This is a genomic window from Agarivorans sp. JK6 (genome assembly GCF_045277145.1).
In the GTDB taxonomy this organism is placed as follows: domain Bacteria; phylum Pseudomonadota; class Gammaproteobacteria; order Enterobacterales; family Celerinatantimonadaceae; genus Agarivorans; species Agarivorans albus.
Map to the genome: position 1 here is coordinate 4,296,657 of NZ_CP113525.1, position 25,924 is coordinate 4,322,580.

Genomic DNA, 25,924 nt, shown 5'->3' on the forward strand with positions numbered 1-25,924 from the left:
AGGGGCTGTTGATCTTTGGTGTTGAAATTTTGTTCGAGATAAGCGGGCTTTAATCGCGGCGAGCACTTAGAAGCCTAGTGGGCTAAGCAAGAAGTGCTTAACAAAGAGTAAAGTTCGCTTATCCGAACCCTTCGGGCAGCATTTCTTAGCCATTTATTTAACGTTAGCGAGTGATTATTAAGCCCACTTAACTGCACACTCACTGCCTCGCCTAAATGGCTAATAAATTGCTGCAAAAACCATCAGCAAAGATCAACAGACCCTAATGCTTAACCAAGTACCAAGGCTTTGTTATAATCGCCACCGTTATTTTTATAGTGGTTTACCATGTCTCAATTTGAACAACGCTTTGGCGGCATTGCGCGCCTTTATGGTCGCTCGGCGCTCAACACCTTCCAACAATCTCACGTATGTGTAATTGGCATTGGTGGCGTTGGCTCGTGGGCAGCAGAAGCTTTAGCTAGAAGTGGCATTGGTAAAATCACCCTGATAGATCTCGATGACATCTGCACCACGAATACCAATCGTCAGATCCATGCTATTGCTAACACTGTTGGTCAGTCAAAAACCGAGGTAATGCGTCAGCGTATTTTGCAGATCAACCCAGATTGCCAATGCCTAGAAATTGAAGATTTTGTCACTAAAGATAACCTTAGTGAATACATCACCAAAGACTTTGATTATGTGATTGACGCCATTGATAGCGTAAAAGCTAAATCAGCCTTAATCGCTTACTGTAAACGCAACAAAATCAAACTCATAACGGTAGGTGGCGCAGGCGGACAAATAGATCCTACGCAAATCCAAATTACAGATTTGGCCAAAACCATTCAAGATCCCCTAGCAGCCAAAGTCCGCAACGAGCTGCGTAGATTCTACAACTTCAGTAAAAATCCTAAACGTAAGTTTGGGGTAGATTGCGTATATTCTACCGAGCAACTTATTTACCCAAGCAGTGATGGTGAAACCTGTATGGCCAAACCCGATGCGGGCGGTACTATGCGTATGGATTGCAGCAGTGGCTTTGGTGCGGTCACTCACCTAACCGCTAGTTTTGCCTTTGCAGCCGTGTCTCGAGTGCTGAAAAAACTCGCCGCTAAAAGTAACTAAAGCGTCTAATAAATATTCACTAAGCCTTAAAAAAATAAAGGATTACCTCGTTTTTTGAGCTTGCTGTTCTATGCTTAATTCAATAGCAAAGGAGAGCAAAAATGTCTTGGGATAAAACCAGCCTACGCTTCAAAATACTGTCGGTTCTTGTTGCTTCGTTAGTGCTGCTTATGGCGGTAGCCATATACACTGCGCTGCACCTAAGAGAAACCGCAAACAGCTTTGATAAACTCACCCACAATGAAGTACATCTTGAAGAAGTGGCTCTGCTGTCCCACATCGCCTTTAAAACTCAGATCCAAGAATGGAAAAACGTGCTTCTGCGTGGTCACGACCCAGAGCAAAATAAAAAGTATTGGGATCGCTTCCAAGATAAGCAAAAAGAAGTTCAGCAACAGGTTGGCAAACTGGTCACAGAGCTAAGGCAAGCCAACTACCCAGAACTGGCAAAACTTGCAGAAGAATTTTTAGCTTCACATAAACAACTCGGCACCGCCTACGCTAAAGGCAAAGCCGAATATGAAGCAGCAGGCTTTGATTTTAAAGTTGGCGATAAAGCGGTAAAAGGCATTGATAGGGCCCCCTCTAAATCCATGGCGCAGCTTAGCGACCAACTTAAATCGATAACCGCCGAGCAGGTCGAACTAAACACTGTGCGCGCCCACCAGGTGAGCAATATCAGCTTCATCATCATTGGTATTAGTGGCCTACTAGTGATTCTTGTTAGCTTCTTATTTATGGAGCGCCAATGCATTACGCCCATTAACTCTCTAGTAGAAGACATAGATGTGCTAGCCAATGGCAAACTCAATATTACCGTGCAGCTAGAGCGTGGCGATGAGTTAGGCAAGCTGGCCAATGCCACCCGCAAATTACAGCAGTTCTTACTCAGTACCGTGTCTGATTTAAGCCAATCGGGTGAGCAACTGCATAACTCATCTAACATGTTAAACAACATGTCAGAAGATCTCGCGAAAGGAACTCACCAACAACGTGAAAGCTCTGATTTAGTGGCCACAGCTATTCAAGAGATGTCGCACTCGGCTAACGAAGTATCAACAAATGCCGCCAATACCGCCGATACCACCCACAATACCGACTTAACCGCACACAATGGCGCCGAAGCAATGAAGCAGGTAATCACCAGCATCAATACTCAAGTTGCTGACATTAGCCATGCTGGAGAAGTGGTTAAAGATTTAGCCGCCGATACCAATAATGTTGGCGCAGTACTGGATGTGATTAAAGGCATTGCCGAACAAACTAACTTGCTGGCGTTAAATGCAGCCATTGAGGCAGCACGTGCCGGTGAACAAGGCCGAGGCTTTGCCGTGGTAGCCGATGAAGTAAGAACCTTGGCGCAAAAAACCCAACAAAGTACTAGCGAAATTCAAAACATTCTCGAGAAGATTCAAGGTGGTGCTAACAACGCAGTGACAGCCATGGAGCAAAGCCAAAGCCGAACCGACGAAGTTGTAGAACAAGTAGAAACAGCAGAAAGCCTGCTATCAGAAATTGTTACCTCTATAGGCAGCATTAATGAAATGAACTTACACATTGCCTCTGCCGCAAAAGAGCAAACCACTGTTGCTGGCGAGATTGCGTCACTGATCGAGCGCATTGCCGATGTTGCCGCGCAAAACTCTCAGCAAGTGGATGAGTCTAATCAAATTAGTGCTCAGCTTAATCAATTAGCCGATGACTTTAATCAGCAATTAAAACGCTTTGTTTATTAAACTATTTGTATCGCGATTATAAAAAAGCCCAAGCAATTGCTTGGGCTTTTTACTACTTACAATGTTGGCTTAGTCGGCTACCGTATCACCCACCAAGTGATCAACACTTGGCACAGGTTTATGGTTTGCGCCTAGGTAAGAGTAAATCACTGGTAATACAAACAATGTAAATATCGTACCAATAGATAGACCCGCACAAATAACCATACCAATATCAAAGCGTGCAGCAGCACCAGGACCAACAGCGAGTAGCAATGGTACCAAGCCCGCCACCATAGAGATGGTAGTCATCAAAATTGCACGCAAACGAATTCGGGCAGCATGGCGAATCGCGGTGATCTTATCTTCACCTTTCAAGATTTGACGCTCTTTAGCTACTTCACACATCAAAATACCGTGTTTGGTAATCAAACCGACTAAGGTGATCATACCAATCTGGGTATAAATATTGAGTGAGGCTAAGCCCCAGCCCATCATCAGCAAGGCACCACAAATCGCTAGCGGTACCGATACCATAATCACAATTGGGTCGCGTATGCTTTCAAACTGCGCAGCCAATACCAAGAAGATAATCGCCAAGGCTAAACCAAAGGTGGCATACAAGGCCGAACCTTCTTGCACAAACTGACGAGATTCACCTTTGTACTCAAAGCCATAACCCTTAGGTAAAATCTCAGCAGATTTTTGCTCTAAGAACTTAAGCGCATCACCCATAGTTTGGCCTGGCATTAAGGCACCGTTTAAGGTGACCGAGTTGGTTTGGTTCATTTGCAATAGCGAACTTGGCTGGCCGGTTAAGTCCCATTCAATTAAGTTAACCAAAGGAACCGGGCTACCATCAACGGTTTTCACATAGAACTGACCAATAGCCTCAGGGCTTAATCGGTCTTCCCGCTTAACCTGAGGAATCACCTCATATGAGCGACCATCATAGTTAATGTGGTTGATGTAACCATCGCCCATTAAAGTGCCTAGTGTGCTGGCAATGTCTGCCATTTTCACCCCATAGGCACCAGCTTTATCACGGTTAACTTTAATGTCTAGGGTTGCCGTTTGGAACTTGGTATCTAAGTCGGTAAATACAAAGTAACCACTTTGCATAGCAGCTTGTTGTAGCTCCTGCGCTAGGCTCACCAAAGTGCGGTAATCACCGGTACCTTGCAATACAAACTGCACCGGGAAACCACCACTGGCACCGGGTAAAACCGGCAGCGGGAACGAAGCGACAGATACACCAGCGATGTCGGCGGTTTCGGCTTGAATAGCTTTAACCAGCTCATCTTGGCTCATGGTGCGATCTTCCCACAATGTGGTGTTCAAGAAACCTAAACCCTGGGTCGCACTGGGTATACCCGCTAAGGTAAATGCGCTGGCAATATCGTCTAAGGCCATGCCCCGTCGACCCACTTCGGTGGTGTATTGATCCATGTAGTCAATGTTTGCCCCAGCCGGACCGTTCGCCATAATCATTGCAGCGCCTTTATCTTCGGCAGGTGCAAGTTCAGTAGGAATAATCTTCAGTAGCGGGTACAAAGAGCCCATCACAATAATGGCGAAAATCACCACCACCGGGCGGTACTTTAATACCCCGCCAACAAGTTTGTCGTAGCCGCTATCTAAACTATCTAAGAATTTATGAACGCCTACTTCAAAACGACCCGGATTAGGATTGTGCTTAAGCAGTACCGAACACATCACTGGCGATAAGGTTAAGGCAACAAAACCCGATACCACAACCGCACCGGCAAGGGTAAGGGCAAACTCGGCAAACAATACGCCGGTTAAACCTTCGACCATGGCGATCGGCGAGTACACTGCTGCTAAGGTAATGGTCATCGAAATTACCGGCAAGGCAATTTCGCGGGTACCAACAATGGCAGCATCAAAGGGTTTCATCCCTTGGCGAATATGCCGGTCCACGTTTTCCACCACTACAATGGCATCGTCCACCACCAAACCAATTGCCAGCACCATCGCCAACAAGGTTAATAGGTTTAGCGAGAAACCTAGGGCTTGCATCGCCAAACACACACCAATCAGTGATAGCGGAATCGCAATAACTGGAATGAGCACCGCGCGCAAGTTACCCATGAACAAGAAAATCACAACCACAACAATAATGGTGGCTTCCACAATGGTGGTAAGTACTTCATTAATCGACGATTCAATGTATTCCGTTGAATCATAAAGTACTTGCATGCCCATGCTATCTGGAAGGTTAGCTTCCAAGTCGGGTAGCATGTCCGTAATCAACTTGGCAACGGTTAGCGGGTTGGCAGTAGGAGTTGGGTCAATGGCTACCACAACCGCGGTTTGTGCATCGGCTTTCGCTCGTACGGTTTCACGTGCTGCATCCAGCTCCAGCTCAGCCACGTCATTTAAGCGCACAATGCCACTCTCGCTGCGCGCAACAATCAACTGCTCAAACTCGGCCCGGGTTTTAAGATCGGTATCAGCTTCTACGTTGTAGAGGAAGAAACGGCTTTTAGCTTGACCCGGTGCCGACCTAAAGTTGTTGTTTTGCAGTGCGTTAACCACTTCTGCAGCGGTAAGCTTATGGTTCGCCAGTTTTACTGGATCTAACCATACCCGCATCGACAACTGCGGCCCGTAAACATTGGCCTTGGCAACGCCCGTTACCGTAACCATTTGCGGCTGCACGTTACGGTTTACATAATCCACAATTTGCGCCGCTTTTAGCTCATCACTGCTAAAGGCGATGTACATAATCGAAGTACTAGAACCGGTTGAACGCGAAATGTTGGGGTCTAAGGCTTCACTGGGTAACCGCGCACGTACCGCATTAACCTTAGCCATAATTTCCGACAAGGCGGCATCTGGGTCGGCACCTGTTTTCATGTAAGCAGTAATGGTACTGCTGCCCATAGAAGAGTTAGATTCCAAGAAATCTAAATTATCCGCCTCAGCAATCGACTGCTGCAATGGCTGGGTAATAAAACCCTGAATAACTTCTGCAGGCGCACCATAATAAGCTGTGCTCACAGTAATAACCGTGTTGGTTAGCTCTGGATACTCGCGAATTTGCAGCTTAAATACTGATTGAATACCAATAATCAGCAGCAGCAAACTTAAAGACAGCGCTAATATCGGTCGCCGAATAAAAATATCGGTAAATCTCATGACCTACGCTCCTAATCTTTTGGCAAGTTTTGGTCGCGTTGTACGAAGCTATCTTCAACAATACGAACCACAGCCCCGTTACGTAAACGCACTTGACCAGAAACCACTACTTGCTCGCCAGCGTTCACGCCTTTATCGATCACAGCAACATCACCGCGACGTTCACCCACTGTTACAGAACGTTGCTTAGCAATTAAGGTTTCGCTGCCGTCGTCTGCGGTTTCACTTTCTAGTACGTAAATAGATTCACCGTATAAGGAAAACGAAATAGCCTGCTGTGGCACCACAATTTGATTAGGCTGCACCGCTTGCCAAATACGAACACTAGCGTACATGCCAGAACGTAAAAGCCCTTCAGCATTTGGAATGGTAGCCTGTACCTGAATTACACCACTTTGTGGGTCAACGGTAGGTTCAATGGTAGTGATTTTGCCTTTAAACCACTGCGCAGGATAAGCATCAGAGTTAAGCTCAATCTCGGTACCAACATTGATAAGCGATATGTCTTTTTGCGGCACAATAAAGCGCAGCAACATATGATCGAGGTTCTCTAAACGAGCAATGTCGTCACCCGCTTGCAAGTATTGACCAAGGTTGATTTGGCGAATGCCCATTACACCGTTAAACGGAGCCCGAATATCACGGCGCTCAATAGTGGCTTTAAGTGCTTCAATATCACTGACCAAAGCAAGGTAGTTAGCTTCCGAGTCGTCAAACTGGGTTTGCGAAACCGAACCACGATCCAGCAAGGTTTTATTGCGCTCCATTTGGCGCTTAACCGCTGGAAGCTTGGCCTTAGCACTAGCCAGGTTAGCTTTTTCAACGTCAGCTTCTAGGCTCACCAATAGTTCACCCGCTTTTACGGTGTCACCCGAAGTAAAGTGAATTTTAGTCACCAATCCAGCCACTGAGCTACTAATATTCACACCTTGGTAGGGCTCAATAAATCCAATTGATTCAATTGCTGGCTGCCAGTCTTCTGCATTAGCTGTAGCAACTTCCACAGGCATTTCTGGCACCGGACGATTAGCCATAAATTCGGCAATCATCTTTTGTTTGAATAGGTAAAAACCAAACACGCTACCAAACAGAATCACTGTTATGACTAGCATGATTGCCATCCATTTTTTCATTTCCCACTCCAATCACTAAGGGTGTATGGTAATAGCATCCCAGCTAGCTAAAAGCGCGGCATCCATGTCTTGCTTTGTAAAATTCGCTTCTCGAAGTTGAGAAAAGCGACAAATTTCGAGTATTTGGCCAAAGGCCAAGGCGTATAACATTTCGCCTGGTAAAGGTTTAAAGCAGCCTTGTTCGACACCACGGCTAAAAAAAAGTTTTACCGGTTTAAATAATTCCTGGATAAGCGCTTTGTGACGAGCATTCTTAGGCAAGGTCTCTAAATGGACCCACAAGCGTTGCACATTCACATTTTCTTGATGGTAGTGTAGTGCATTTAGCCACAAACGACTGTGGCACTCTTGTAAGCTCTGTGCCGTATTAACATCTGCCAAAAAGGCCTCGGCAAACAAACGCAAATTACGCTCATGAAGCTCCGCCATCAACTCGTCTTTATCTTTAAAATACAAATAGATGGTACCGGTCGCTACTTTTGCCTGCTTGGCCACGCGGTGAATAGACACAGCCTCAAGCCCTGATTTGTTAATCAGCGCCTCAGCTGCCATCAATATACGTACGCGTTTATCGGAAATCATAAAAATGAACATTTGTTCAGTATTTTTCGCGATTATATTCCTCATCAAAAAACAATCAATGAATAATTGTTCATTTTACGAATTCTTACCTTTGTTAAAGAATATGAAAGCGTTAAAGCGGCGTAGATCAGCCCTCTCTGATCGGCTAAAATGCACGGCCCGTTTAGAAGGAAAGCTCCGTGAAGTTAAATCCCGCACAAGATAAAGCCGTTAGTTATGTATCTGGCCCCTGCTTAGTATTAGCAGGCGCAGGCAGTGGTAAAACACGGGTTATTACCAACAAAATTGCTCATTTGATTCAAAACTGTGGCTATAAGGCAAAAAACATTGCCGCGGTAACCTTCACTAACAAAGCCGCCCGCGAGATGAAAGAACGTGTCGGCCAAACCATGGGGCGTAAAGAATCTCGGGGATTACGGGTATGTACCTTCCATACCTTGGGTTTAGACATTATTCGTCGTGAATACCGCAGCCTAAAGCTAAAACCTAACTTCTCGTTATTTGATGACCAAGACCAAATGGCCTTGCTTAAAGAGCTCACCGAAAAACAACTCGAAGGCGACAAAGACTTATTAAAGCAACTACTAAGCTGCATCTCTAACTGGAAAAATGATCTGGTGCTACCGGCACAAGCGGTGGCAAGAGCAACCGGCCAAAGCCAGCAAGAGCAATTGTTTGCCCACATGTACGAAGCCTATCAGCGTCAGCTTACCGCCTATAACGCACTAGACTTTGATGACCTAATTTTAATGCCTACGCTATTGCTCACGCACGACGCAGCAGTACGTAAACGTTGGCAAGATACCATTCAATATTTATTGGTAGATGAGTATCAAGATACCAATACCAGCCAGTATCAGCTGGTAAAATTAATTACCCAGGAGCGCGCCTGCTTCACCGTGGTTGGTGACGATGACCAGAGCATTTACTCTTGGCGTGGTGCGCAGCCTAAAAACCTGATGCAGCTGCAAAAAGATTTCCCTGCTTTAGAAGTGATCATGCTGGAGCAAAACTATCGCTCAACCCAGCGGATATTAAAGTGCGCCAACATTCTTATCGAAAACAATGAGCACATTTTCGAGAAATCGCTGTTCTCCGAGTTAGCCTACGGTGAACCACTTAAGATTCTCTTTGCGAAAACCGAAGAACAAGAATCTGAACGGGTAGTAGCTGAGCTGATTGGTCACCGCTTTATGAATAACGCCAATTACCAAGATTACGCCATTTTATACCGTGGCAATCACCAGTCTCGGCTGCTCGAAAAAACCTTAATGAACAACCGTGTTCCCTATAAAATTAGTGGCGGTACCTCGTTTTTTGCCCGTGCCGAAATCAAAGACATCATGGCCTACCTGCGGGTATTGGTGAACCAAGACGACGACAACGCCTTGCTGCGTATCATCAATACGCCACGTCGCGAAATTGGCCCAACTACCTTAGAAAAAGTGGGTACCTACGCCAACGAGCAACAAATCAGCTTGTTTGCAGCAACTACCCACTTAGCCATGACCAGCATTTTGCCCACCCGAGCACTTAATGCGGTGAATGAGTTTAGTCACTGGTTACTGGCATTGGCCGAGCGTGTTGAGCGAGGAGATGCTCAGCAAGCTGTACGCGACATGATCCGCGATATTCACTACGAAGACTTCCTTTACGAAACCAGCCCCAGCCCTAAAGCTGCAGAAATGCGCATGAAGAATGTCTCAGAGCTATTTCGCTGGGTAAGTGGCATGCTCGAAGGCGATAACGACAACGAGCCAATGACCTTGCCACAAGTGGTTAATCGGCTGATTTTACGCGACATGATGGAACGTGGCGAAGAAGACGAAGAAAGCGATCAGGTTCAATTAATGACCTTGCATGCCTCAAAAGGTTTGGAGTTTCCTTACGTCTACCTCATCGGCATGGAAGAAGGTTTATTGCCGCACCAAAGCAGTATTGATGAAGACAATGTAGAAGAAGAACGTCGCCTTGCTTATGTAGGGATTACTCGTGCCCAGCGCGAACTCACCTTCACCTTAACTAAAGAGCGTCGCCAGTTTGGCGAGCTAATCAAACCAGAACCAAGCCGTTTTTTATACGAACTGCCACAAAACGATTTAGTGTGGGAACAACGCCGTAAAAAGGAAACCGCTGAAGAACGCCAAGAAAAGGGCAATAAAGGCATTGCTGCGTTGCGCGCCGCGCTCAACAAAAACAACAGCTAAATTTCACCATCCTCAGTTAATTAACATCATTTGGTCATATTTAAGATCAACGATCTTAAATGTGATCCTGCGCTAATTACCTTCTAAAGGCACAACATATTTGTGACCGAAACGGTTTTCATCCCATAAAAGCGCCTTACTCCAAGGATTTATGAGAATAAACTCACAAAAAAGTAATCAAGGATGGAGAGTACTGATGAATGCATTAGTTGAACAACGTCAACAAGCTCAACTGCATTTTCAACAAGGTGAGCAGAATATTATAGTGGGTGATGCCGCTGCCTGCCCCTTGCCGCCAGAACAATTGGCTGCGCTAGACGCAGACTCTCCCTACGTAGTAGAAGTATTCGAAGGTGGATTAACTGCTGTTGTATATCATTTATGTATTAATGGCCGCCATTACAACCTCAAGAAACGTCGCGCCCAAGCCTTAGTGCACAATGTGGATGGTGAAACCTCTTTCCTCAACGAAGTACAACGCCGCCGAGATATTCAAGCGCTTAAAGACAAACCAAGCACAGCTAAAGCCTACCAATACATCGTAACGACCTTGTATGCCAACTATCGCCTTGGTTTTATGTTGTCACCTTGGATTGAAGGCAAACCATTATGTAGCTTTAGTCGTGAGATTTTTAGGCAGATCTTCGACACCCAATTTGCTCTAGAACAAGCAGGTTTAATGGAGTGGGATTTATCTCCTGGAAACATTATTTACGACGGCCGACAAATCCACTTGTTCGACTTTGGTTACATGTATCCTTACGATCCATTAGAGCACTTTAATAGTGATGGCTTAGCAGCACCGGATTTTCACGCAGTAGAGCGTTTAGAAACGCGCAATGTATTTGGTTACCTGCTGCGCTATCAAGACGTAATGACCGCCGCCGACCAACTCGCGATTTATCGTGAGCTAAAAGAAGCCGCATTAGATGTTTATACCCAAAAGCTCATTTGGCTAAAACAAAACTACGCTCAGCCTGCAATTATTCAATGGCAAACAGAAATTATTGAACGCTGGGAATATGCGTTAGACAACGAGCGTTCACTGAAAAATCTATTTATTGCTGAAAGCTTCCGCTCCCACTGTTTAGACATTGCCGACGACATTAGCGGCAAGAGCTGCACCCCAATGACCTTAAAGCGCATCGATAAAGTCATCACCATGGCTGCCACTGTTTATTTACAGCTTCAAAACAACGGCGCGCTGTTGTTTGACAACGCAGAGCTGGAGCAGGTCGACCTAATCAAAAAATACCAAGATTACCGTCAACTAGCGGCCCAGTACCAACAGAAATAAATCCTACAATTCAAACCGTTAAGCTTTATTTACAAAGGCATCAACTTATCTTGATGCCTTTGTGATGACAGGCTCACATTTCTGTACATTTTTTATCCTTCCTTTATGTTTTTTCTCTAACATTGCTATAGCCATGGCCAGCAGAATGATCTGCGCTGTGGTCGAACAACTATAACAATGATTAAAAACCACTAGCGTTGAGCGAATTTACAAAATTTTCGCCATAACCGGGTGGTTAAAAATACAGCAAGAAAAACAGTATAAGGAAAGGATCCATGAACAAGTTAACAATCGCTCTCGCGGGGGCGACGTTGCTGTCTGCGCCTGTGGCAGCCGAATGGAACTTTAGGGGTACGCCAAACCAATGGCAATCCACTCCCCTTGCGGTAGTTTCAGGAACCGAATACACCACTTGCCAAAGTTTTGGTAGCAATGACCCACGCTTTAAAATCGATCGCTTTGGCGACTGGAACGAAGCCTACCCTAGCGCCGATGTGCGGGTTGATGCTAACAAGAGCTATAACATTAGTTTTTTTAGCGACAGCAAAAATATAAGCACTACAGAAGTTGCAAGCTGTGGAGAGATAGAGCCACCAGAGGATAGCTGGTTCTATCGCGGTACTTCCAATGGTTGGGCTGCCACAGCCATGACCAGCAGCGATAACCTAAACTTTTGTACTACCCAGAGTTTTGCTAACGATAACCCACGTTTCAAAATCGACCATTATGGCGATTGGAACGAAGCTTACCCAACAGCAGACTTCATAGTAACTGGCAATGCTAGCTACCAGATTTGTTTTAACGCCGATTCAAAACAAATTACTGCAACGCCAACCACCACAGAAGATACTCAAGCTCCTACAGTAAGCGCTAATCCTGCAGCGGGTTCTTACACCCAAGCTCAGCAAATAAGCTTAACTGTTAGCGATAATCAAGACAGCGCACCCAATATCTACTGCACTACCGATGGCTCAATACCTACTCAAGCTTCACCGCTATGTAACAATGCAAGCTTTACTGCTAGCGATGTTGTGGCCAGCGGCGTTGATTTAAGCCTAAAAGTACTTGCGGTTGATGAAAGCGGTAACTCCGCAGTGAGTAGTTTTGATTACACCATTAGCGACGCCCCAGCAGATACTTGGTACTTCCGCGGCACACCTAATGGTTGGCAAACCACTGCAATGACCACCAGCGATGGCAATAACTATTGCACCACTCAAAGTTTTGGCAGCAATAACCCGCGCTTTAAAGTGGATCACTTTGGCGATTGGACAGAAAATTATCCAAGCGCTGATGTAACGGTTAATCCAGATACCACCTACGATATTTGTTTTGATGCCAGCAGCAAACAAATCACCACAACAGAGATTGAAGGTGAAGACACCAAAGCCCCTGTGGTTAGCGCCTCTCCATCAGGCGGCCGTTACGCCACCGCGCAACAAATTAGCTTAAGTGTTAGCGACAACCAAGATCCAGCGCCTAAGCTTTATTGCACCACCGACGGCAGCATACCCACTACCACACTCGGTCAATGCAACCAACAGAGCTTTACCGCTGAAGATATCCTAGTTGATGGGATTGATTTGGTATTAAAAGTATTGGCTGTAGATGCCAGTGGTAATCAAGGCGTAACCACTTTTAACTACACCATCGACCCTAACATCACCAGTAGCGGCGACTTCCGTGAAGAAAATGTTTACTTCATCATGACCGACCGTTTTGCAGATGGTGATACGAGCAACAACAACATTTGGGGTGACGAGTACTTACCAAACGGTGAAGCTGATAAGTACAACACTAATACCAGCAAAACCGGTCCTTTGTCTTACTACCATGGTGGTGATTTCCAAGGCATTATCGATAATCTCGATTACATCCAAGACATGGGCTTTACCGCCATTTGGATAACCCCAGTGGTTAAACAGCCTGAAGGCCGCCGCTTTAACGCCAACGACGACTACGAGGCTTCGGCCTTCCACGGTTACTGGGGTTACGACTTCGACAAAATCGATCCGCACCTACACTCTTTAGGTAAAGACAATGATGGCTGGGCAGGTTTTGACGCCTTAGTGGATGCATTGCATTCACGCGGCATGAAGATCATGCTCGACATCGTGGTAAACCACGGTCAACCGGGTCAATCGGTAGTGGGCTCGAAGAGTAAATGGGCCGACCGAGCGCTAGAGATTAAAATGGATGGCCAAACCTGGAATTGGGAAACCAATGACCCTTACATGGATGGCGCTAAAAATGGCTTCTTTAGCTACGCCAGTACTGGCAATACCTGGTTGATCGACTTGCTCGATTTTAACGAACATGGTGACGATGACCAAAACGCAACTAAACATCTAATCAATGTGTATAAGCGCTTTATCGACCATGGCGTAGATGCTTTCCGTATTGATACGGTATCGTACATGACTGCTGATTTCTGGGAACGATTCACCCTAGAAATGGATGCTCATGCTCGTAGTTTAGGCAACGACAACTTCTACATGGCAGGCGAAGCGTGGACAGGTGATCGCAAGTCGGCGGTTGATCTAATCTACAATGGCCAAGGCAAAAAATTCCACATGTTGGACTTACATGGTTCTTCCATGGACTTCCCTGGTTGGATGGGCAAAGCCTTTAGAGGGGAAGCCGGGTTTGACGACGGCAATGGCTACGCCCGTATTGCCGGTGCCGATGGCGATGCCTCTGGCATTTACGACCCAACCTATCTAGCTACCTTTGTTGATAACCACGATGTTACCCGAGCTAACGGTGTATTGAGTGAAACGCAGTACCTCAATAACTTAAACTTTATCTACTTGTTCCGTGGTCTGCCAGTGGTGTTCTACGGCACCGAGGTGCTGTATTCAAGCTGGCCACACTACATTACTACTACCGAAAAAGATGATGTAGTTGCACGTTGGATGCTAGGCTCAGAAGGCATTAACTACGCCAAAACCAACCAACCAACGCTCTATAAGCACTTAAAAATGCTAAATAGCCTGCGCAGCTCCTCTGAAGCCATTCAAAAAGGTCAGCAAATTGACCTTTTGCTAGATGGTGATCATGCAGCATTTGCTCGTGATAACGGGGCAGCTGTAGCTTACGTAGCTCTCACTAAAGGCAGTGGCTTTAGCTACACCTTTAATAACATGGCTAATGGTAGCTATCGTTTAATTACGCCAAATACCGACGCCGCCAGCTACAACGAGCAAACCATTACTGTGAGCGGCGGCAGCCATTCAGTAACGGTGCCAGCAAACAGCTTTGTGATTTTAGACAAACTATAAATCTCAATATTCCCACCTAGCCATTTTGCTCTGTGCGGAATGGCTGGGTGGATTAACTATGGAACGGTTAATATCATGAAAAAGACAGCATTAGTCATCAGCTTATTGGCAGCAAGCTCTGCCGCTCAAGCTGATTGGTTTTATCGAGGCACCAGCAACGGCTGGGCAACTAGCGCTTTAGAACTTGTTTCGGGCAGTGAATACCGAACTTGTCAAAGCTTTGGTGCCAACGACCCACGCTTTAAAATTGATCGCTTTGGCGACTGGAACGAAGCTTACCCAAGCGCAGATGTTCGGGTAGACGCCAATAAAAACTACGAAATTCGCTTCTTTAGCGACAGCAAAAACATCACCACCACAGAAGTGGCCACTTGCGGAGATGTAGAGCCACCAAAAGATAGCTGGTTCTACCGCGGCACTTCTAATGGCTGGGCAACAACAGAAATGACCAGCACTGATAACGTCAATTTCTGTACTACTCAGAGTTTTGCCAACGACGATCCTCGCTTCAAAATCGACCACTACGGTGACTGGAACGAAGCTTATCCAAGCGCAGATTACACCGTTACCGGCAATGCCAGCTACCAAATTTGCTTTAACGCTAGCTCAAAGGCGATTACGGTAACGCCAGACGACGTAACTGATACTCAAGCACCGGTGGTTACTGCTAACCCAGCAGCCGGCTCTTACACCGAAACTCAGCAAATCAGTTTGAGTGTGAGTGATAATCAAGACAGCTCACCGTTGATTTACTGCACCACCGACGGCTCTACACCAACAGCGGCTTCCAGCCCCTGTAACGATGCCAGCTTTACCGCCAGTGACGTAGTAAGCGATGGGGTAGATTTAAGCTTGAAGGTATTCGCCATAGATGCCAGCGGCAACTCTGCCTTAAGCACCTTTGACTACACCATTAGCGATGCACCGGCCGACACATGGTACTTCCGTGGAACCCCCAATGGCTGGCAAACCACCCTAATGACCAGCAGCGACGGTAATAACTACTGCACCACGCAAAGCTTTGGCAGCAACAATCCGCGTTTCAAAATTGATCATTTTGGCGATTGGACTGAAAACTACCCAAGCGCAGACGTATTAGTAGACGCTAACTCTACTTACCAAATCTGTTTCAACGCCACCACCAAAGCAGTAAGCACCGTTAAACAAGGCTGCGAGCCTAACTGTGGTAGCAACAGTGAAACCTTAGGTGCGGTTTACTCCGCAGAAAGCACCACCTTTTCAATATGGTCGCCAGAGCATAGCAATGTAAAAGTGGTGGTTGATGGGGTTGAGCACACGCTACAAGCAGTGCCTGACTTCGCCGGTTACAGCCAAGTTTACCAAGTAACCGTAGCAGGCGACTTGCACTTAAAACCTTATACCTTCCTTATCAATGGCGTTCAGGTTCGCGACCCATATGGGAAGATGTCACAACCTGGTACTGGCGATTACGAAGCCATTAACATTGTGATGGACATGTCGCGCACCGAGCCAGTTGGCGGTTGGGCAGCACGCCCAAGCTTAGTTGAGCGTGAAGATGCCGTAATTTACGAAGTGCATGTTCGTGACTTTACTATCGACCCAAGCTCGGGTGTAAGCGCTGGCAACAACGGCAAGTTCTTAGGCATGGTTGAAACGGGCACCACAATTAATGGTGTAAAAACCGGTATTGACCACTTAAAAGAGCTAGGTGTTACCCACGTACAGCTATTGCCAGTGTACGACTTTGCCACCTGTGATGGGCTGCCAGACAGCGACCCTTGTTACAACTGGGGTTATGACCCTCGCAACTTTAACATTCCAGAAGATCGCTACTCAGCCGTTCCAACTAACTATGAAGAACGAGCGCGTGAGTTCAAAACCATGGTGAACGAGTTCCACAAAGCTGGGATTCGAGTCATTATGGATGTGGTATACAACCACACCTTTGATGATGAAATGTTTGAGAATATTTCTGGCCAATACTATACCGCCAGCGACTTATCTGGCACTGGCAACTCGATTAATGCTGATGTGCCAATGGTAAGCCGCATGATCCAAGACTCCTTAGAGTATTGGGTAGACGAATACGGCATCGATGGTTTCCGCTTCGACTTAATTGGTATTTTCTCTTATCAAGAAGTTGAAAAATGGGGTCGCCACTTAAACGATACCTTTGCAGACCGTAAGCTATTGATTTATGGAGAACCTTGGAACGGTTACGCAACAGATCCTCTAGAAGGTCAGCGAGTTCGTTACGGTACCACTCACCACTTAGCCGATGAAAACATTGGGGTATTTAATGGCGCTTTCCGCGAATCATTAAAAGGTTCAAATGACGATACTCGCACTGGTTACATGTTTAATAATGTAGATGCTGCTGAATCTGGCTGGGCGATTTACGATGGCTTTCAAGGTTCGCCCTACAACCCAAATGATGGTCGTAACAGCACCTGGTTCCGCAATTACGCGGCCGACCCAGAGCAAAGCATCAATTACATTTCGGCCCACGATAACTTTGGCCTTTGGGATAAGGTGTATTTAAGTACTTCAAGCAATGTGCAGCAAAATAGTTCGCATCAGGTGATTAGCTTTAATCCACCTAGCGATTTAACCTACCCTAAACGAGTGGTTAATTTTGGCATGGGCATGATACTTACCAGCCAGGGCATACCTTTTGTACATGCCGGTGACGAGTTCCTGCGCACCAAAACCAATAACCAGCAAATTAGTAACCCATCAGCTTGGAACTATGGCGCTCATGGAGGTACGCATAATACCTACAACGCACCAGATAGTTTCAATGCAATTCGTTGGTCCAACAAAGCAGATAACATCGCTACCTTTAACTACTTTAAACAACTTATTGAGTTGCGCCGTAAACATGCGGGCTTGCGCATGAATACCAGCCAAGAAGTTGCACAGTACTTAAATGTTAGCCGCCCGGACCAATTTGGTGGACAGGTGATAACAGGCCACATCACCGATCCTAGCGACAGCCATAACCTGTTTATTGTATATAACAGTGGTAATAACCAAACGGTAAGTTTACCTGCAGGCAGCTGGACTAAGGTAGCCGATGCCAATGGAGCCGTTAATGCTGGCAACGTATCTGGTAGCACCGTGGTAGAAGGCACCGCAGTTACCATGTTTACTCAAGCTAAATAAATAACACTAGCCCTTATAACTCAAAGCCCAAGTGATTCACTTGGGCTTTTTACTTACAACACTATTTGTAAAACAACGAGTCAAACTACCTACAAACATCTAAAGCAGCGTTGAATCGTTGTAAAAAATCCGGCCGCTGTTCTAGCCATTCGGCAGAGAAATAACTCGATAGATTAGCTTGGCTTAGGTGGCGAGTTTCAATGTTACGAGTTACATGCCCGTGGCTTTGTTCATGTGCATAAATTTCGTGGGGCGCCACTATCGCGTCGATACGTTCTAACTGCAATAATTCAAATAAAATATGGTAGTCATAGCGGGTATGTATATTGGGGTATTCGTGCTTGGATAACCAACGGTGCATCGCCGAGCCATGCAATACACCTATTTTCAGCCCTTTCATTTCAGGGCTGTGCACTTCGGTATCAATCTTTTGCACACTAAAAAGACTGCGATAAGTAACAATCAATGGCTCACTGGCAATGGCAAGCTGGTCTCTTTCTGCGGTACGGTTTAACACAAAAACACCATCAAATAATCCCGCCTGCAGCTCCTTAAACGCACGATTAATCGGCCTAACGTCAACCTGATAAGGCTGCCCCAATTCAATTAAACTGCATTGCATCACATCAATCGTTGAGCCACTTAAAGCATCACCATTCACCACTTGATAGGGAGGCAAGTGATGAGTAGCCAAACGCAGGGTATCCGCTTGGCTTAGCGCAGAGCCAGCTAACAACAATCCTAAGCAACACCATCTTATGCATTTAACCAAACAATCATCCTTCAAAATCCAGTTGGTAGCTCTTAAATATTAGTCGTTTAAGTAAGCACCTATGGCTTTTTTTTAAGCTCAAGGGCTTTTTTTCAGAACGTGACCGCAGGCACGCTTAAAAAATCTGTTAATAGAACAACCAAGTTTCATAATTTCTTATAACAAATTTAACGAATAAGCTTTAAGCATCTTGAACATTTTTTCAGCAAATGTGAGCTGTAGGGCTGATATGTTCAAGGTAGAAGTGAACGCCGTTCTCTTCAGGCCTAGTAATGTGTCAATGCATTACTAGTAGCATTTTCCTTTCCTTTCTGGATGAATTACCAAGACCCGCCTTTATGGCGGGATTTTTTTGCTTGAAGCACCGCGTTAATTACAATATTGTCATTATTATCTTTGAGACGCTTAACTCAGCCTTTGACAAGGAATTTAGATAAGCGTGACAGAAATAACAAATCACCAAGAAAGAGATTCTTATTCCCTTTAAAACGCGTATTTTTGAAATGGAAGTAGTTACTTAGCCGATTCAGTATGAAAAAAATCACCGATACCGAACTAATTAGAAGTGCCAATCGCCGAGACATTATTCAAACTCTGCGCCTCCATGGTGAACTGGCACGTGTAGAAATTGGCGACCACACCAAATTAAGTCCCGCAACCATCACTTCAATCACCTCTGAGCTGGTTCAACAAGGCTTAATTATTGAGCAGAATGTAGTGTTAGATCCCAGTGGTGGACGCGGTAGGCCAAAAGTAAAACTACAACTTAATAATCAAGCGGCCTTCTATCTAGCCATAAAGCTATCGATTAACGAAGTGCGCTTTATGCTGGGAGATACCTCTGGCACCATCGTTGCGCAAGCGACTCAAGCAATGTTAACGGTCACGCTAAACCAAGAACAGTTGGTTGACGCCTTGTCTAAAGCCATCGAAGAGTTTATTCAGCATTATGAGGTTAAACGCAGTAAACTGCGCGGCCTTGGCTTAGCAGTGCAAGGGGTTATAGAAACACAAGGTAAGGGCATATTGTGGAGCCCAGCCATCAAAGGTAAGCAACTAGAACTGGTTGAGCAACTGCAGCTAAAAAGTCAGCTACCAGTGTTTATTGCCAACGACGCTAATTGCCTCGCCGTTGCCTTAACTCAACTGCCTAAATACAGCAAACTGGATAATCTAGTTGCTATCCAACTCGGCTATGGGGTTGGCATGGGTTTGATTGTTAACGGCGAGCTTTATCAAGATGCCAGTGCAGCCACTACCGAATTTGGTCATACCAAATTTAGTTTAAATGGCCCGCAATGCCGTTGTGGTGGTCGAGGTTGTATCGAGGCCTATGTGGGTGATTACGCCATTTACCGCGACGCCAGTGCCATTTACAACTTGCCACCTACCGACATGCTGCACCCTTCAGAAAAACAAATGCTCGACTTAAACCAACTGACCGAGCAAGACAATCCAGCAATGGCGCAGATTTTCTCCCAAGCGGGTACCGTGCTAGGCATGGGTTTGGCCAACATAATGGCACTATTTAACCCACAAAAAATTGTTATATCTGGTCCGGGAATTCGCGCATACGAACACATGAAAGAGTCGATGCTGCGCACCTTAAACGACAACTTGTTGCCTTACCACCAAGCTGAAAACGTGGTGGAAAAACACAATTGGGACGAAGATATGGCGGGCCTTGGCATGATAACCATCATGCAGCAACATACCGACTAAGAAACATCCAATAAAAAGGGAGCATTAGGCTCCCTTTTAGTTTTAGTGGCTCTTAGTTTAAGCGCGAGAGAATAGACGTTTGCTTAAGTAATGCCCCAATAACATGCTCAACAAAAACCAATAAATAGCAGCTTCTCCACGCAGCAAACTGGCCACCGCAGGCCCAGGACAAATGCCAACCATTCCCCAACCAATGCCAAAGATAATCGAGCCAATGATCAGTTTAGGGCTAATCGTTTTAAGCGTAGAGCATTGTATAGGCTCGCCGTTTACCGCATGGCTTCTTGGTTTAATCAGAAAATGATAAAAAGGTACAAATACCAATAAGGCACCACCTATAACAAAGGCCAAGCTAGCATCCCAATTACCGCTTACATCTAAGAAGTTAAGCACTTTATAAGGGTTAACCATTTGCGACACATTCATGCCCAAACCAAATAATAAACCGGTGATTAAGCCAACCACTACTTTAAACATAAGCACCTCCTGCTAACCAAACCACAGCCGCAGCGCTAAGCATAAATACCATCGTGGCAACGATAGAGCGCAGCGAAAAACGGCCAATCCCGCAAATGCCGTGACCACTGGTACAGCCATTTGCTAGCTGGGTACCCACACCAACCGCAAAACCACCAGCCAGCAGCCAAGTTAATGAATAGTTGGGTAAAGCAGCTTCGCTTAAACCCAGTAAGGGGTTAAACAATAAACTCGCGGCCATCGCAGCAATAAACGCGACTCGCCATGGCCATTCACTCTTTGATGCACCCAAAATCCCGCCTAATATGCCGCTAATACCACCTGTACGGCCACTAAGCAGCATTAGTAATGATACCGACAGGCCTAACAACATTCCGCCAACTAAGGCGCTCCCAGGGCTAAATTCGGTCATTAATTTCTCCACTATTTAATCAATTACAAAATTGCTGCTGCAAACTAGCTAACAAGCTTTTCACTCGAGTGTCAGCCAAGGAATAAAACACCGTTTGTGCCTGTTTACGCACCGCTACCAAGCCTTGTTCTCGCAGCACTTTTAAGTGCTGAGAAAAAGCAGATTGACTCTTGTTACTGTGAGCCAATAGCTCCCCTACACTCATTTCCCCATCGCACAATAAACACAACACAACTAAACGATCTGGATGAGCAATGGTTTTGAGATAGTCGCTAACCACACTAGCTTGCTCATGCAACACTTCATGACTTTGCATACACACCTCCTCGATAGGCTGAATTATACGAGCACTATTAAATTAGTCAAATCTAATTTAAATAAATCTTAATTAGATAATTGCAATTTAGATTTATCTAATATAGATTAAAAGCCAATGACTAATGAGCAAATCTGTCACTAACGATCCACATCAATAGTTTAGTGACAGAACTTGATTAAGCTTTTGCTCATTCTCTAACAGAAAAGAGTTTTTAATACTGGAGACAAACATGACAAAGATTTTGATCATAGGCGGAGTAGCAGGCGGTGCCTCGGCTGCAGCACGTGCAAGACGTTTAAGTGAAGACGCAGAAATCATTATGTTTGAAAGAGGTCCCTACATCTCTTTTGCTAACTGCGGTTTGCCCTACCATATTGGCGGCGACATTGAGCAACGTGATGCTTTGTTACTGCAAACTCCAGAGAGCTTTAAAGCACGATTTAATGTAGATGTACGAGTAATGAACGAAGTGGTAAGCATTAACCGCCAAGACAAAACCCTCACTATTCGCAATTTAAATACCCAAGAAAACTACCAAGAAAGTTACGACAAATTGGTATTAAGCCCAGGCGCGTCACCCATCGTTCCGCCAATTCCTGGTATTCAAAACTCACGCACTTTCTCGCTGCGTAACATACCTGATATGGACAAAATCATAGCCAGCATTGAGCATAATCAGCCAAAACATGCCACGGTAGTTGGCGGTGGATTCATTGGTATCGAAATGGCCGAAGCCCTTATTCAACGTGGCATTAACACCAGTTTGGTTGAGTTATCACAACAAGTGATGGCGCCAGTAGACAGCGAAATGGCTGCGCCTCTTCACCAAGAAATGCAACACCATGGAGTAGATTTGCGCCTTGGCGTAGCGTTAGAAGCCGTGTTTCCAAGCCAACAACAAGCCGCCGATGAGCTAGCCAGTGTTGACGAACAAGGTTTAGAACTGCGTTTGAGCAATGGCGACCTACTAGAAACAGAATTGCTGATTATGGCCATTGGTGTAAAACCAGAAACCAGCTTAGCCCGCCAAGCTAACTTGAACATCGGCGAACTAGGTGGAATACAGGTAAACAGCCAACTGCAGACCTCTGATCCCGACATCTACGCAGTGGGTGATGCCATTGAAGATCCAGAATTTGTTACTGGTGATGCGGCACTTATTCCTTTAGCAGGCCCGGCTAACCGCCAAGGCCGCATGGTGGCTAACAACATTTTTGGCGCAGGCGAGCATTATAAACGCAGCCAAGGTACCGCTATTTGCAAAATCTTTGATTTAGCCGTGGCATCTACAGGCCTTAATGAGAAAACCTTACAGCGCAAAGGCTTAGCTTATGAAAAAGTGTATGTACACGCAGCCAGTCACGCGGGCTACTACCCTGGCGCGCATCCCATCAATTTAAAGCTACTATTCAATCCAACTAGTGGTGCAATTTTGGGAGCACAAGCAGTGGGTAAAGATGGCGTAGATAAACGCATCGACGTAATCGCAGTGGCCCAGCGCGCCGGTCTAACAGTATTTGACTTGCAAGATTTAGAGCTCACTTATGCTCCTCCGTTTGGCAGTGCCAAAGATGTCGTCAATCAAGCTGGGTTTGTCGCCGCCAACAGCATTCAAGGTGATACTCGCCTTTGCCACAGCGACGAGATCAACCAACCGAGCGCAGAGCAGCTAGTGCTTGATGTACGAAATCCTGGAGAGTTAGAAAAGCTAGGAGCGATTCCTGGTGCGGTTAATATTCCAGTAGATCAACTTAGAGAGCGTATTAACGAGCTGCCTAAAGATAAAGAGATCTTGGTGTATTGCATGGTAGGGTTGCGCGGCAACGTTGCTTATCGCCAATTGGTTAATCACGGTTTTAAAGCTAAGAACCTTACTGGTGGCTATAAAACCTGGTTAGCCGCCAAGGCATAAAACCGAGTCAGCAGGTACAAAAAAGCCCGGTGTAAACCGGGCAAAAAGCTGAGACGCATAAAAACAATTTACTGCGCGTTTACCGTAATATCTTTGGTAGCGCTATTGAAGTTGATGCGATAAGTAGTGTTGTCAGACACTTGGTAATCCGCATTTGGATACGCTTCTGTCCAGTTACCACTATCTATCTTAAAGCGCGCTGGTGCTTCTTCACCATTAAAGCTTTGAACGGTGTAGTACAAGCCACTAGCACTATCGTAATCAAGTTGAGTTGTTCCCCAAGCATTTGGCGTACCGCGGAAGTACCATACTTCGTCGCCGCCGTTGTCAGGGTTTCCACCAACACAGTTAGTTGCAGCAACCCAGCTACCTTGGGCATAACACAATACATCGCCCGTAGTATTTAGGTCTGCGGTTTGATTAGCGCCACTATCGTTAAAGATAATGTTTAAGCTGCTTAGCTTAGTGCCAAAGTCATGGCAGTAGTAAGCACCTTTTTGCACCATTGCCACACCTGGCCATTGCGCATTGGCAACTGAGGTTTCAGCTGAAACCGACCAGTAGTAAAGTGTTGGATTACTAAAGCCCGCTTGGTTGTCGTAGCAAACTTCTGTGCCACCTACAGGATCTGGAATCGAGCCGCTAATTTCAAAACCACAAGCCTCTAGGCTGCTCCAGCTACCGTCTTTGTAACAACCGGCACCCGCTGCAGTTAAGTCAGCCGTTTTATTTGCACCGTTGTTGCTGAAGATAGCATTGATGCTGGTAAGCGTGACACCTAGATCATGACAATAGAAGTCGCCGTTCTTCTGCATGGCTACACCAGGCCAAGTTGCATTGGCAAGGCTGCCAGCAGGCTGTGCTCCCCAGTAGTACAGAGTCGGTAGGTTTTCTGATGTACAAATAGAGCTAGCCGCTACTGGGGTAGCTGGTTCTGGGTCAGTTCCACAGTTAGAAGTACATGGGCAATCAGCACCAGTACAAACATCACCAATTTTTGCACCAACATGAATTGCTGCAGCTTGGTCGCCGCCCACAGTAAAGTTAGCTTGACCACCACTCACCGTAATCACCGACTGACCACTTGAATCAGCAGCAGCGTTACATTGACCAGTGCTCTCATCAAAGTTAGCTTCAATAATGTTACAGTACTGCCCGTCTGGCATGCCTGTATCAAAGCTTTGATTAATTGAGCTACCGTAACGTTTGTTGATAACAACAAAGCCTAAGCCGCCACGGCCAAAGGCAATTTGGTCGTTACCACCTTGCCACCAATTGGTAATACTCCACTCGCCAGCAGTATGGTTACGGAAACCCACCATGTTGGCAATACCGCGCCACTTGTGCTCACACACCCAGTTGCCACCGTCGAAACCACAGGCATTACCAGTATGCACGCCGCTGCTAGGTGGACCTGCATCAAAGTCACCGTTGAAGTAGTAACCAGACATGATTTTTGGGTAACCATAAGGGTAGGCTAGCGCAAAAACGTTCGCTAAGAAGTAGCCGTCACCTTGAACACCATGCCAGATTGGGCCACCCGGGTTATGACGCTCCTCATCGTGGTTGGTCACAAAGGTCACCGCATCGGCGCTAGATAGCTCCATTTGGTTGCCTAAATCACGTAACCACGCAATATTGCTATCACGAAAAGCAGGACCTAACTTACGGGCAAATTCAAACTCAGTAACATCACCAATGTAAGTATATTCGGGTGGACGAACTGGTTCACCGTTTGCGCCAATCACTTCTTGGAAAATGTAAGGGTTACCATTTAACTTGCCCTTAATCGCAGCAATATCACCTGCCGGAATGTGCTTGGCTGCATCAATACGGAAACCTGCTACACCCATGCTTATCGCATCATTCATGTAGTCTGCGATTTTTTGGCGAACATACTCTGAGCCAGTTTTAAGGTCATTTAGCCCCACCAAATCACAGTTTTGTACCTGCCAGCGATTTCCGTAATCGATATCACTGGTACAAGAGTTAAAGTCATTTGGTCCGTAAGGTACTTCAGGGAAGTTTCTATCGTAAGCTGCCATGTGATTAATTACGGCATCTACGTAGATATCTACCCCAACGTTTTTACAACGCTGTACCATATCTTGGAACTGACCACGGCTACCACTGCGTCCTTCAAAGGAATAGCTAACCGGTTGGTAGCGGCTCCACCACGCGCCAGCGTTGTGAGATTTAGTTGGAGGTGAGACTTGCACGGCGGCAAATCCTTTAGGTCCTAGAAAGGTTTCACACTCTTGTGCAATGTCTTCCCATTTCCATTCGAAGAGGTGTACAAAGGCGGTTCTTGGAGCCGCCGTGACGCTGGACGCATAGCCCAACGCCGCACCAGCTAGCAGAGCGCTAGTGGCGAGTTTGCTGAATTTTCTCATTGTTACTTTCCCATGTAATCTTAGAGCGTCTCTTTAAGACTCAACTCATCACCACTCTTTGGTGTTTTGCGATGAGGGGCAGACTAACCACTGGAAAGAACCACAAGTAAAACACAACCTTAACTATCCATAGTTAATTTACCGCCTTTCTAATCTACGCTTAATATTTGAACGATGAAGACAAGTGCTCACTTATTGAGCATTAGCTCACAAAGATCTTTGTTTTTGGTTAATGATGTTTGACAGCGATCAAAATTCGAACAAATACCCTGATATTTAAGCA

General features: G+C 45.8%; 16 protein-coding genes. 8 read left to right on the top strand and 8 right to left on the bottom strand.

The window, feature by feature from the left end; translation table 11 throughout:
* Nucleotides 1-327: 327 nt before the first annotated feature.
* Together tcdA and OV592_RS19790 are read left to right on the top strand one after the other, a co-directional pair.
* Entirely contained in the window at nucleotides 328-1,110 is a 783-nt protein-coding gene (gene tcdA, locus OV592_RS19785) for a tRNA cyclic N6-threonylcarbamoyladenosine(37) synthase TcdA (RefSeq protein ID WP_406609748.1), read from the top strand.
* Nucleotides 1,111-1,211: 101 nt separating this feature from the next.
* Nucleotides 1,212-2,846: a methyl-accepting chemotaxis protein gene (locus tag OV592_RS19790; protein WP_406609749.1), complete on the top strand. Its 1,635-nt coding sequence runs from the start codon at nucleotides 1,212-1,214 to the stop codon at nucleotides 2,844-2,846.
* A 69-nt stretch (nucleotides 2,847-2,915) separates the two neighbouring features.
* Here OV592_RS19790 and OV592_RS19795 read toward each other — a convergent pair whose 3' ends face one another.
* The 3 genes from OV592_RS19795 to OV592_RS19805 are packed head-to-tail and all read right to left on the bottom strand — an operon-like array spanning nucleotide 2,916 to nucleotide 7,702.
* Nucleotides 2,916-5,987, bottom strand: a complete 3,072-nt coding sequence (locus tag OV592_RS19795; protein ID WP_406609750.1) for an efflux RND transporter permease subunit — start codon at nucleotides 5,985-5,987, stop codon at nucleotides 2,916-2,918.
* A gap of 11 nt (nucleotides 5,988-5,998) precedes the next feature.
* Entirely contained in the window at nucleotides 5,999-7,120 is a 1,122-nt protein-coding gene (locus OV592_RS19800) for an efflux RND transporter periplasmic adaptor subunit (protein WP_016401945.1), read from the bottom strand.
* A 15-nt stretch (nucleotides 7,121-7,135) separates the two neighbouring features.
* Nucleotides 7,136-7,702 (bottom strand): TetR/AcrR family transcriptional regulator, encoded by a 567-nt coding sequence (locus OV592_RS19805; RefSeq protein ID WP_194164145.1) that lies wholly within the window; start codon nucleotides 7,700-7,702, stop codon nucleotides 7,136-7,138.
* A 179-nt stretch (nucleotides 7,703-7,881) separates the two neighbouring features.
* On the opposite strand from OV592_RS19805, the gene rep reads away from it, so the two are divergent.
* The 4 genes from rep to OV592_RS19825 all read left to right on the top strand — a co-directional run bounded on the left by rep (nucleotide 7,882) and on the right by OV592_RS19825 (nucleotide 17,634).
* Nucleotides 7,882-9,909, top strand: coding sequence for a DNA helicase Rep (gene rep, locus OV592_RS19810; protein WP_406609751.1), 2,028 nt, complete (start codon nucleotides 7,882-7,884; stop codon nucleotides 9,907-9,909).
* A gap of 196 nt (nucleotides 9,910-10,105) precedes the next feature.
* Nucleotides 10,106-11,206 carry a phosphotransferase gene (locus OV592_RS19815; protein ID WP_406609752.1) on the top strand — a complete coding sequence of 367 codons (1,101 nt, stop codon included), beginning with the start codon at nucleotides 10,106-10,108 and terminating at the stop codon, nucleotides 11,204-11,206.
* A gap of 275 nt (nucleotides 11,207-11,481) precedes the next feature.
* The gene (locus OV592_RS19820; protein ID WP_406609753.1) at nucleotides 11,482-14,487 is read left to right on the top strand and encodes an alpha-amylase family glycosyl hydrolase; all 3,006 of its coding nucleotides are present in this window, start codon (nucleotides 11,482-11,484) and stop codon (nucleotides 14,485-14,487) included.
* 75 nt (nucleotides 14,488-14,562) lie between these two features.
* Nucleotides 14,563-17,634, top strand: coding sequence for an alpha-amylase family glycosyl hydrolase (locus OV592_RS19825; protein ID WP_406609754.1), 3,072 nt, complete (start codon nucleotides 14,563-14,565; stop codon nucleotides 17,632-17,634).
* Between the two features lie 85 nt (nucleotides 17,635-17,719).
* Here the strand turns inward: OV592_RS19825 and OV592_RS19830 are convergent, their stop codons facing one another.
* Nucleotides 17,720-18,406, bottom strand: a complete 687-nt coding sequence (locus OV592_RS19830; protein ID WP_406609755.1) for a substrate-binding periplasmic protein — start codon at nucleotides 18,404-18,406, stop codon at nucleotides 17,720-17,722.
* A 531-nt stretch (nucleotides 18,407-18,937) separates the two neighbouring features.
* On the opposite strand from OV592_RS19830, the gene OV592_RS19835 reads away from it, so the two are divergent.
* Nucleotides 18,938-20,128 (top strand): ROK family transcriptional regulator, encoded by a 1,191-nt coding sequence (locus OV592_RS19835; RefSeq protein WP_338622445.1) that lies wholly within the window; start codon nucleotides 18,938-18,940, stop codon nucleotides 20,126-20,128.
* 57 nt (nucleotides 20,129-20,185) lie between these two features.
* Here OV592_RS19835 and OV592_RS19840 read toward each other — a convergent pair whose 3' ends face one another.
* Genes OV592_RS19840 through OV592_RS19850 form a run of 3 tightly spaced genes read right to left on the bottom strand, consistent with a single transcriptional unit; the run spans nucleotide 20,186 to nucleotide 21,333 of the window.
* The gene (locus OV592_RS19840) at nucleotides 20,186-20,605 is read right to left on the bottom strand and encodes a DUF6691 family protein (protein ID WP_221075115.1); all 420 of its coding nucleotides are present in this window, start codon (nucleotides 20,603-20,605) and stop codon (nucleotides 20,186-20,188) included.
* Nucleotides 20,598-21,017 (bottom strand): YeeE/YedE family protein, encoded by a 420-nt coding sequence (locus OV592_RS19845; protein ID WP_406609756.1) that lies wholly within the window; start codon nucleotides 21,015-21,017, stop codon nucleotides 20,598-20,600. Before OV592_RS19845 ends, OV592_RS19840 begins: the two co-directional genes overlap by 8 nt.
* Nucleotides 21,018-21,036: 19 nt before the next feature.
* Complete coding sequence (locus OV592_RS19850; protein WP_016401955.1) at nucleotides 21,037-21,333, bottom strand: metalloregulator ArsR/SmtB family transcription factor; 297 nt, start codon at nucleotides 21,331-21,333, stop codon at nucleotides 21,037-21,039.
* Between the two features lie 232 nt (nucleotides 21,334-21,565).
* Here OV592_RS19850 and OV592_RS19855 point away from each other — a divergent pair, with 232 nt between their 5' ends.
* On the top strand, nucleotides 21,566-23,248 hold the full coding sequence (locus OV592_RS19855; protein ID WP_406609757.1) for an FAD-dependent oxidoreductase: 1,683 nt from the start codon (nucleotides 21,566-21,568) through the stop codon (nucleotides 23,246-23,248).
* A gap of 68 nt (nucleotides 23,249-23,316) precedes the next feature.
* On the opposite strand, the gene OV592_RS19860 is transcribed toward OV592_RS19855, so the two are convergent.
* A complete protein-coding gene (locus OV592_RS19860) occupies nucleotides 23,317-25,641 on the bottom strand; it encodes a starch-binding protein (protein WP_406609758.1) in 2,325 nt (774 codons plus the stop codon).
* Between the last annotated feature and the right edge of the window lie 283 nt (nucleotides 25,642-25,924).

Bases quoted from the DNA above. Each gene is read 5' to 3' on its own strand.
- OV592_RS19790 (WP_406609749.1), top strand. From the start codon at position 1,212: ATGTCTTGGGATAAAACCAGCCTACGCTTCAAAATACTGTCGGTTCTT.
- OV592_RS19825 (WP_406609754.1), top strand. From the start codon at position 14,563: ATGAAAAAGACAGCATTAGTCATCAGCTTATTGGCAGCAAGCTCTGCC.
- OV592_RS19835 (WP_338622445.1), top strand. From the start codon at position 18,938: ATGAAAAAAATCACCGATACCGAACTAATTAGAAGTGCCAATCGCCGA.
- OV592_RS19795 (WP_406609750.1), bottom strand. From the start codon at position 5,987: ATGAGATTTACCGATATTTTTATTCGGCGACCGATATTAGCGCTGTCT.
- OV592_RS19815 (WP_406609752.1), top strand. From the start codon at position 10,106: ATGAATGCATTAGTTGAACAACGTCAACAAGCTCAACTGCATTTTCAA.
- tcdA (WP_406609748.1), top strand. From the start codon at position 328: ATGTCTCAATTTGAACAACGCTTTGGCGGCATTGCGCGCCTTTATGGT.
- OV592_RS19840 (WP_221075115.1), bottom strand. From the start codon at position 20,605: ATGTTTAAAGTAGTGGTTGGCTTAATCACCGGTTTATTATTTGGTTTG.
- OV592_RS19850 (WP_016401955.1), bottom strand. From the start codon at position 21,333: ATGCAAAGTCATGAAGTGTTGCATGAGCAAGCTAGTGTGGTTAGCGAC.
- OV592_RS19805 (WP_194164145.1), bottom strand. From the start codon at position 7,702: ATGATTTCCGATAAACGCGTACGTATATTGATGGCAGCTGAGGCGCTG.
- OV592_RS19860 (WP_406609758.1), bottom strand. From the start codon at position 25,641: ATGAGAAAATTCAGCAAACTCGCCACTAGCGCTCTGCTAGCTGGTGCG.
- OV592_RS19800 (WP_016401945.1), bottom strand. From the start codon at position 7,120: ATGAAAAAATGGATGGCAATCATGCTAGTCATAACAGTGATTCTGTTT.
- OV592_RS19855 (WP_406609757.1), top strand. From the start codon at position 21,566: ATGACAAAGATTTTGATCATAGGCGGAGTAGCAGGCGGTGCCTCGGCT.
- OV592_RS19820 (WP_406609753.1), top strand. From the start codon at position 11,482: ATGAACAAGTTAACAATCGCTCTCGCGGGGGCGACGTTGCTGTCTGCG.
- OV592_RS19845 (WP_406609756.1), bottom strand. From the start codon at position 21,017: ATGACCGAATTTAGCCCTGGGAGCGCCTTAGTTGGCGGAATGTTGTTA.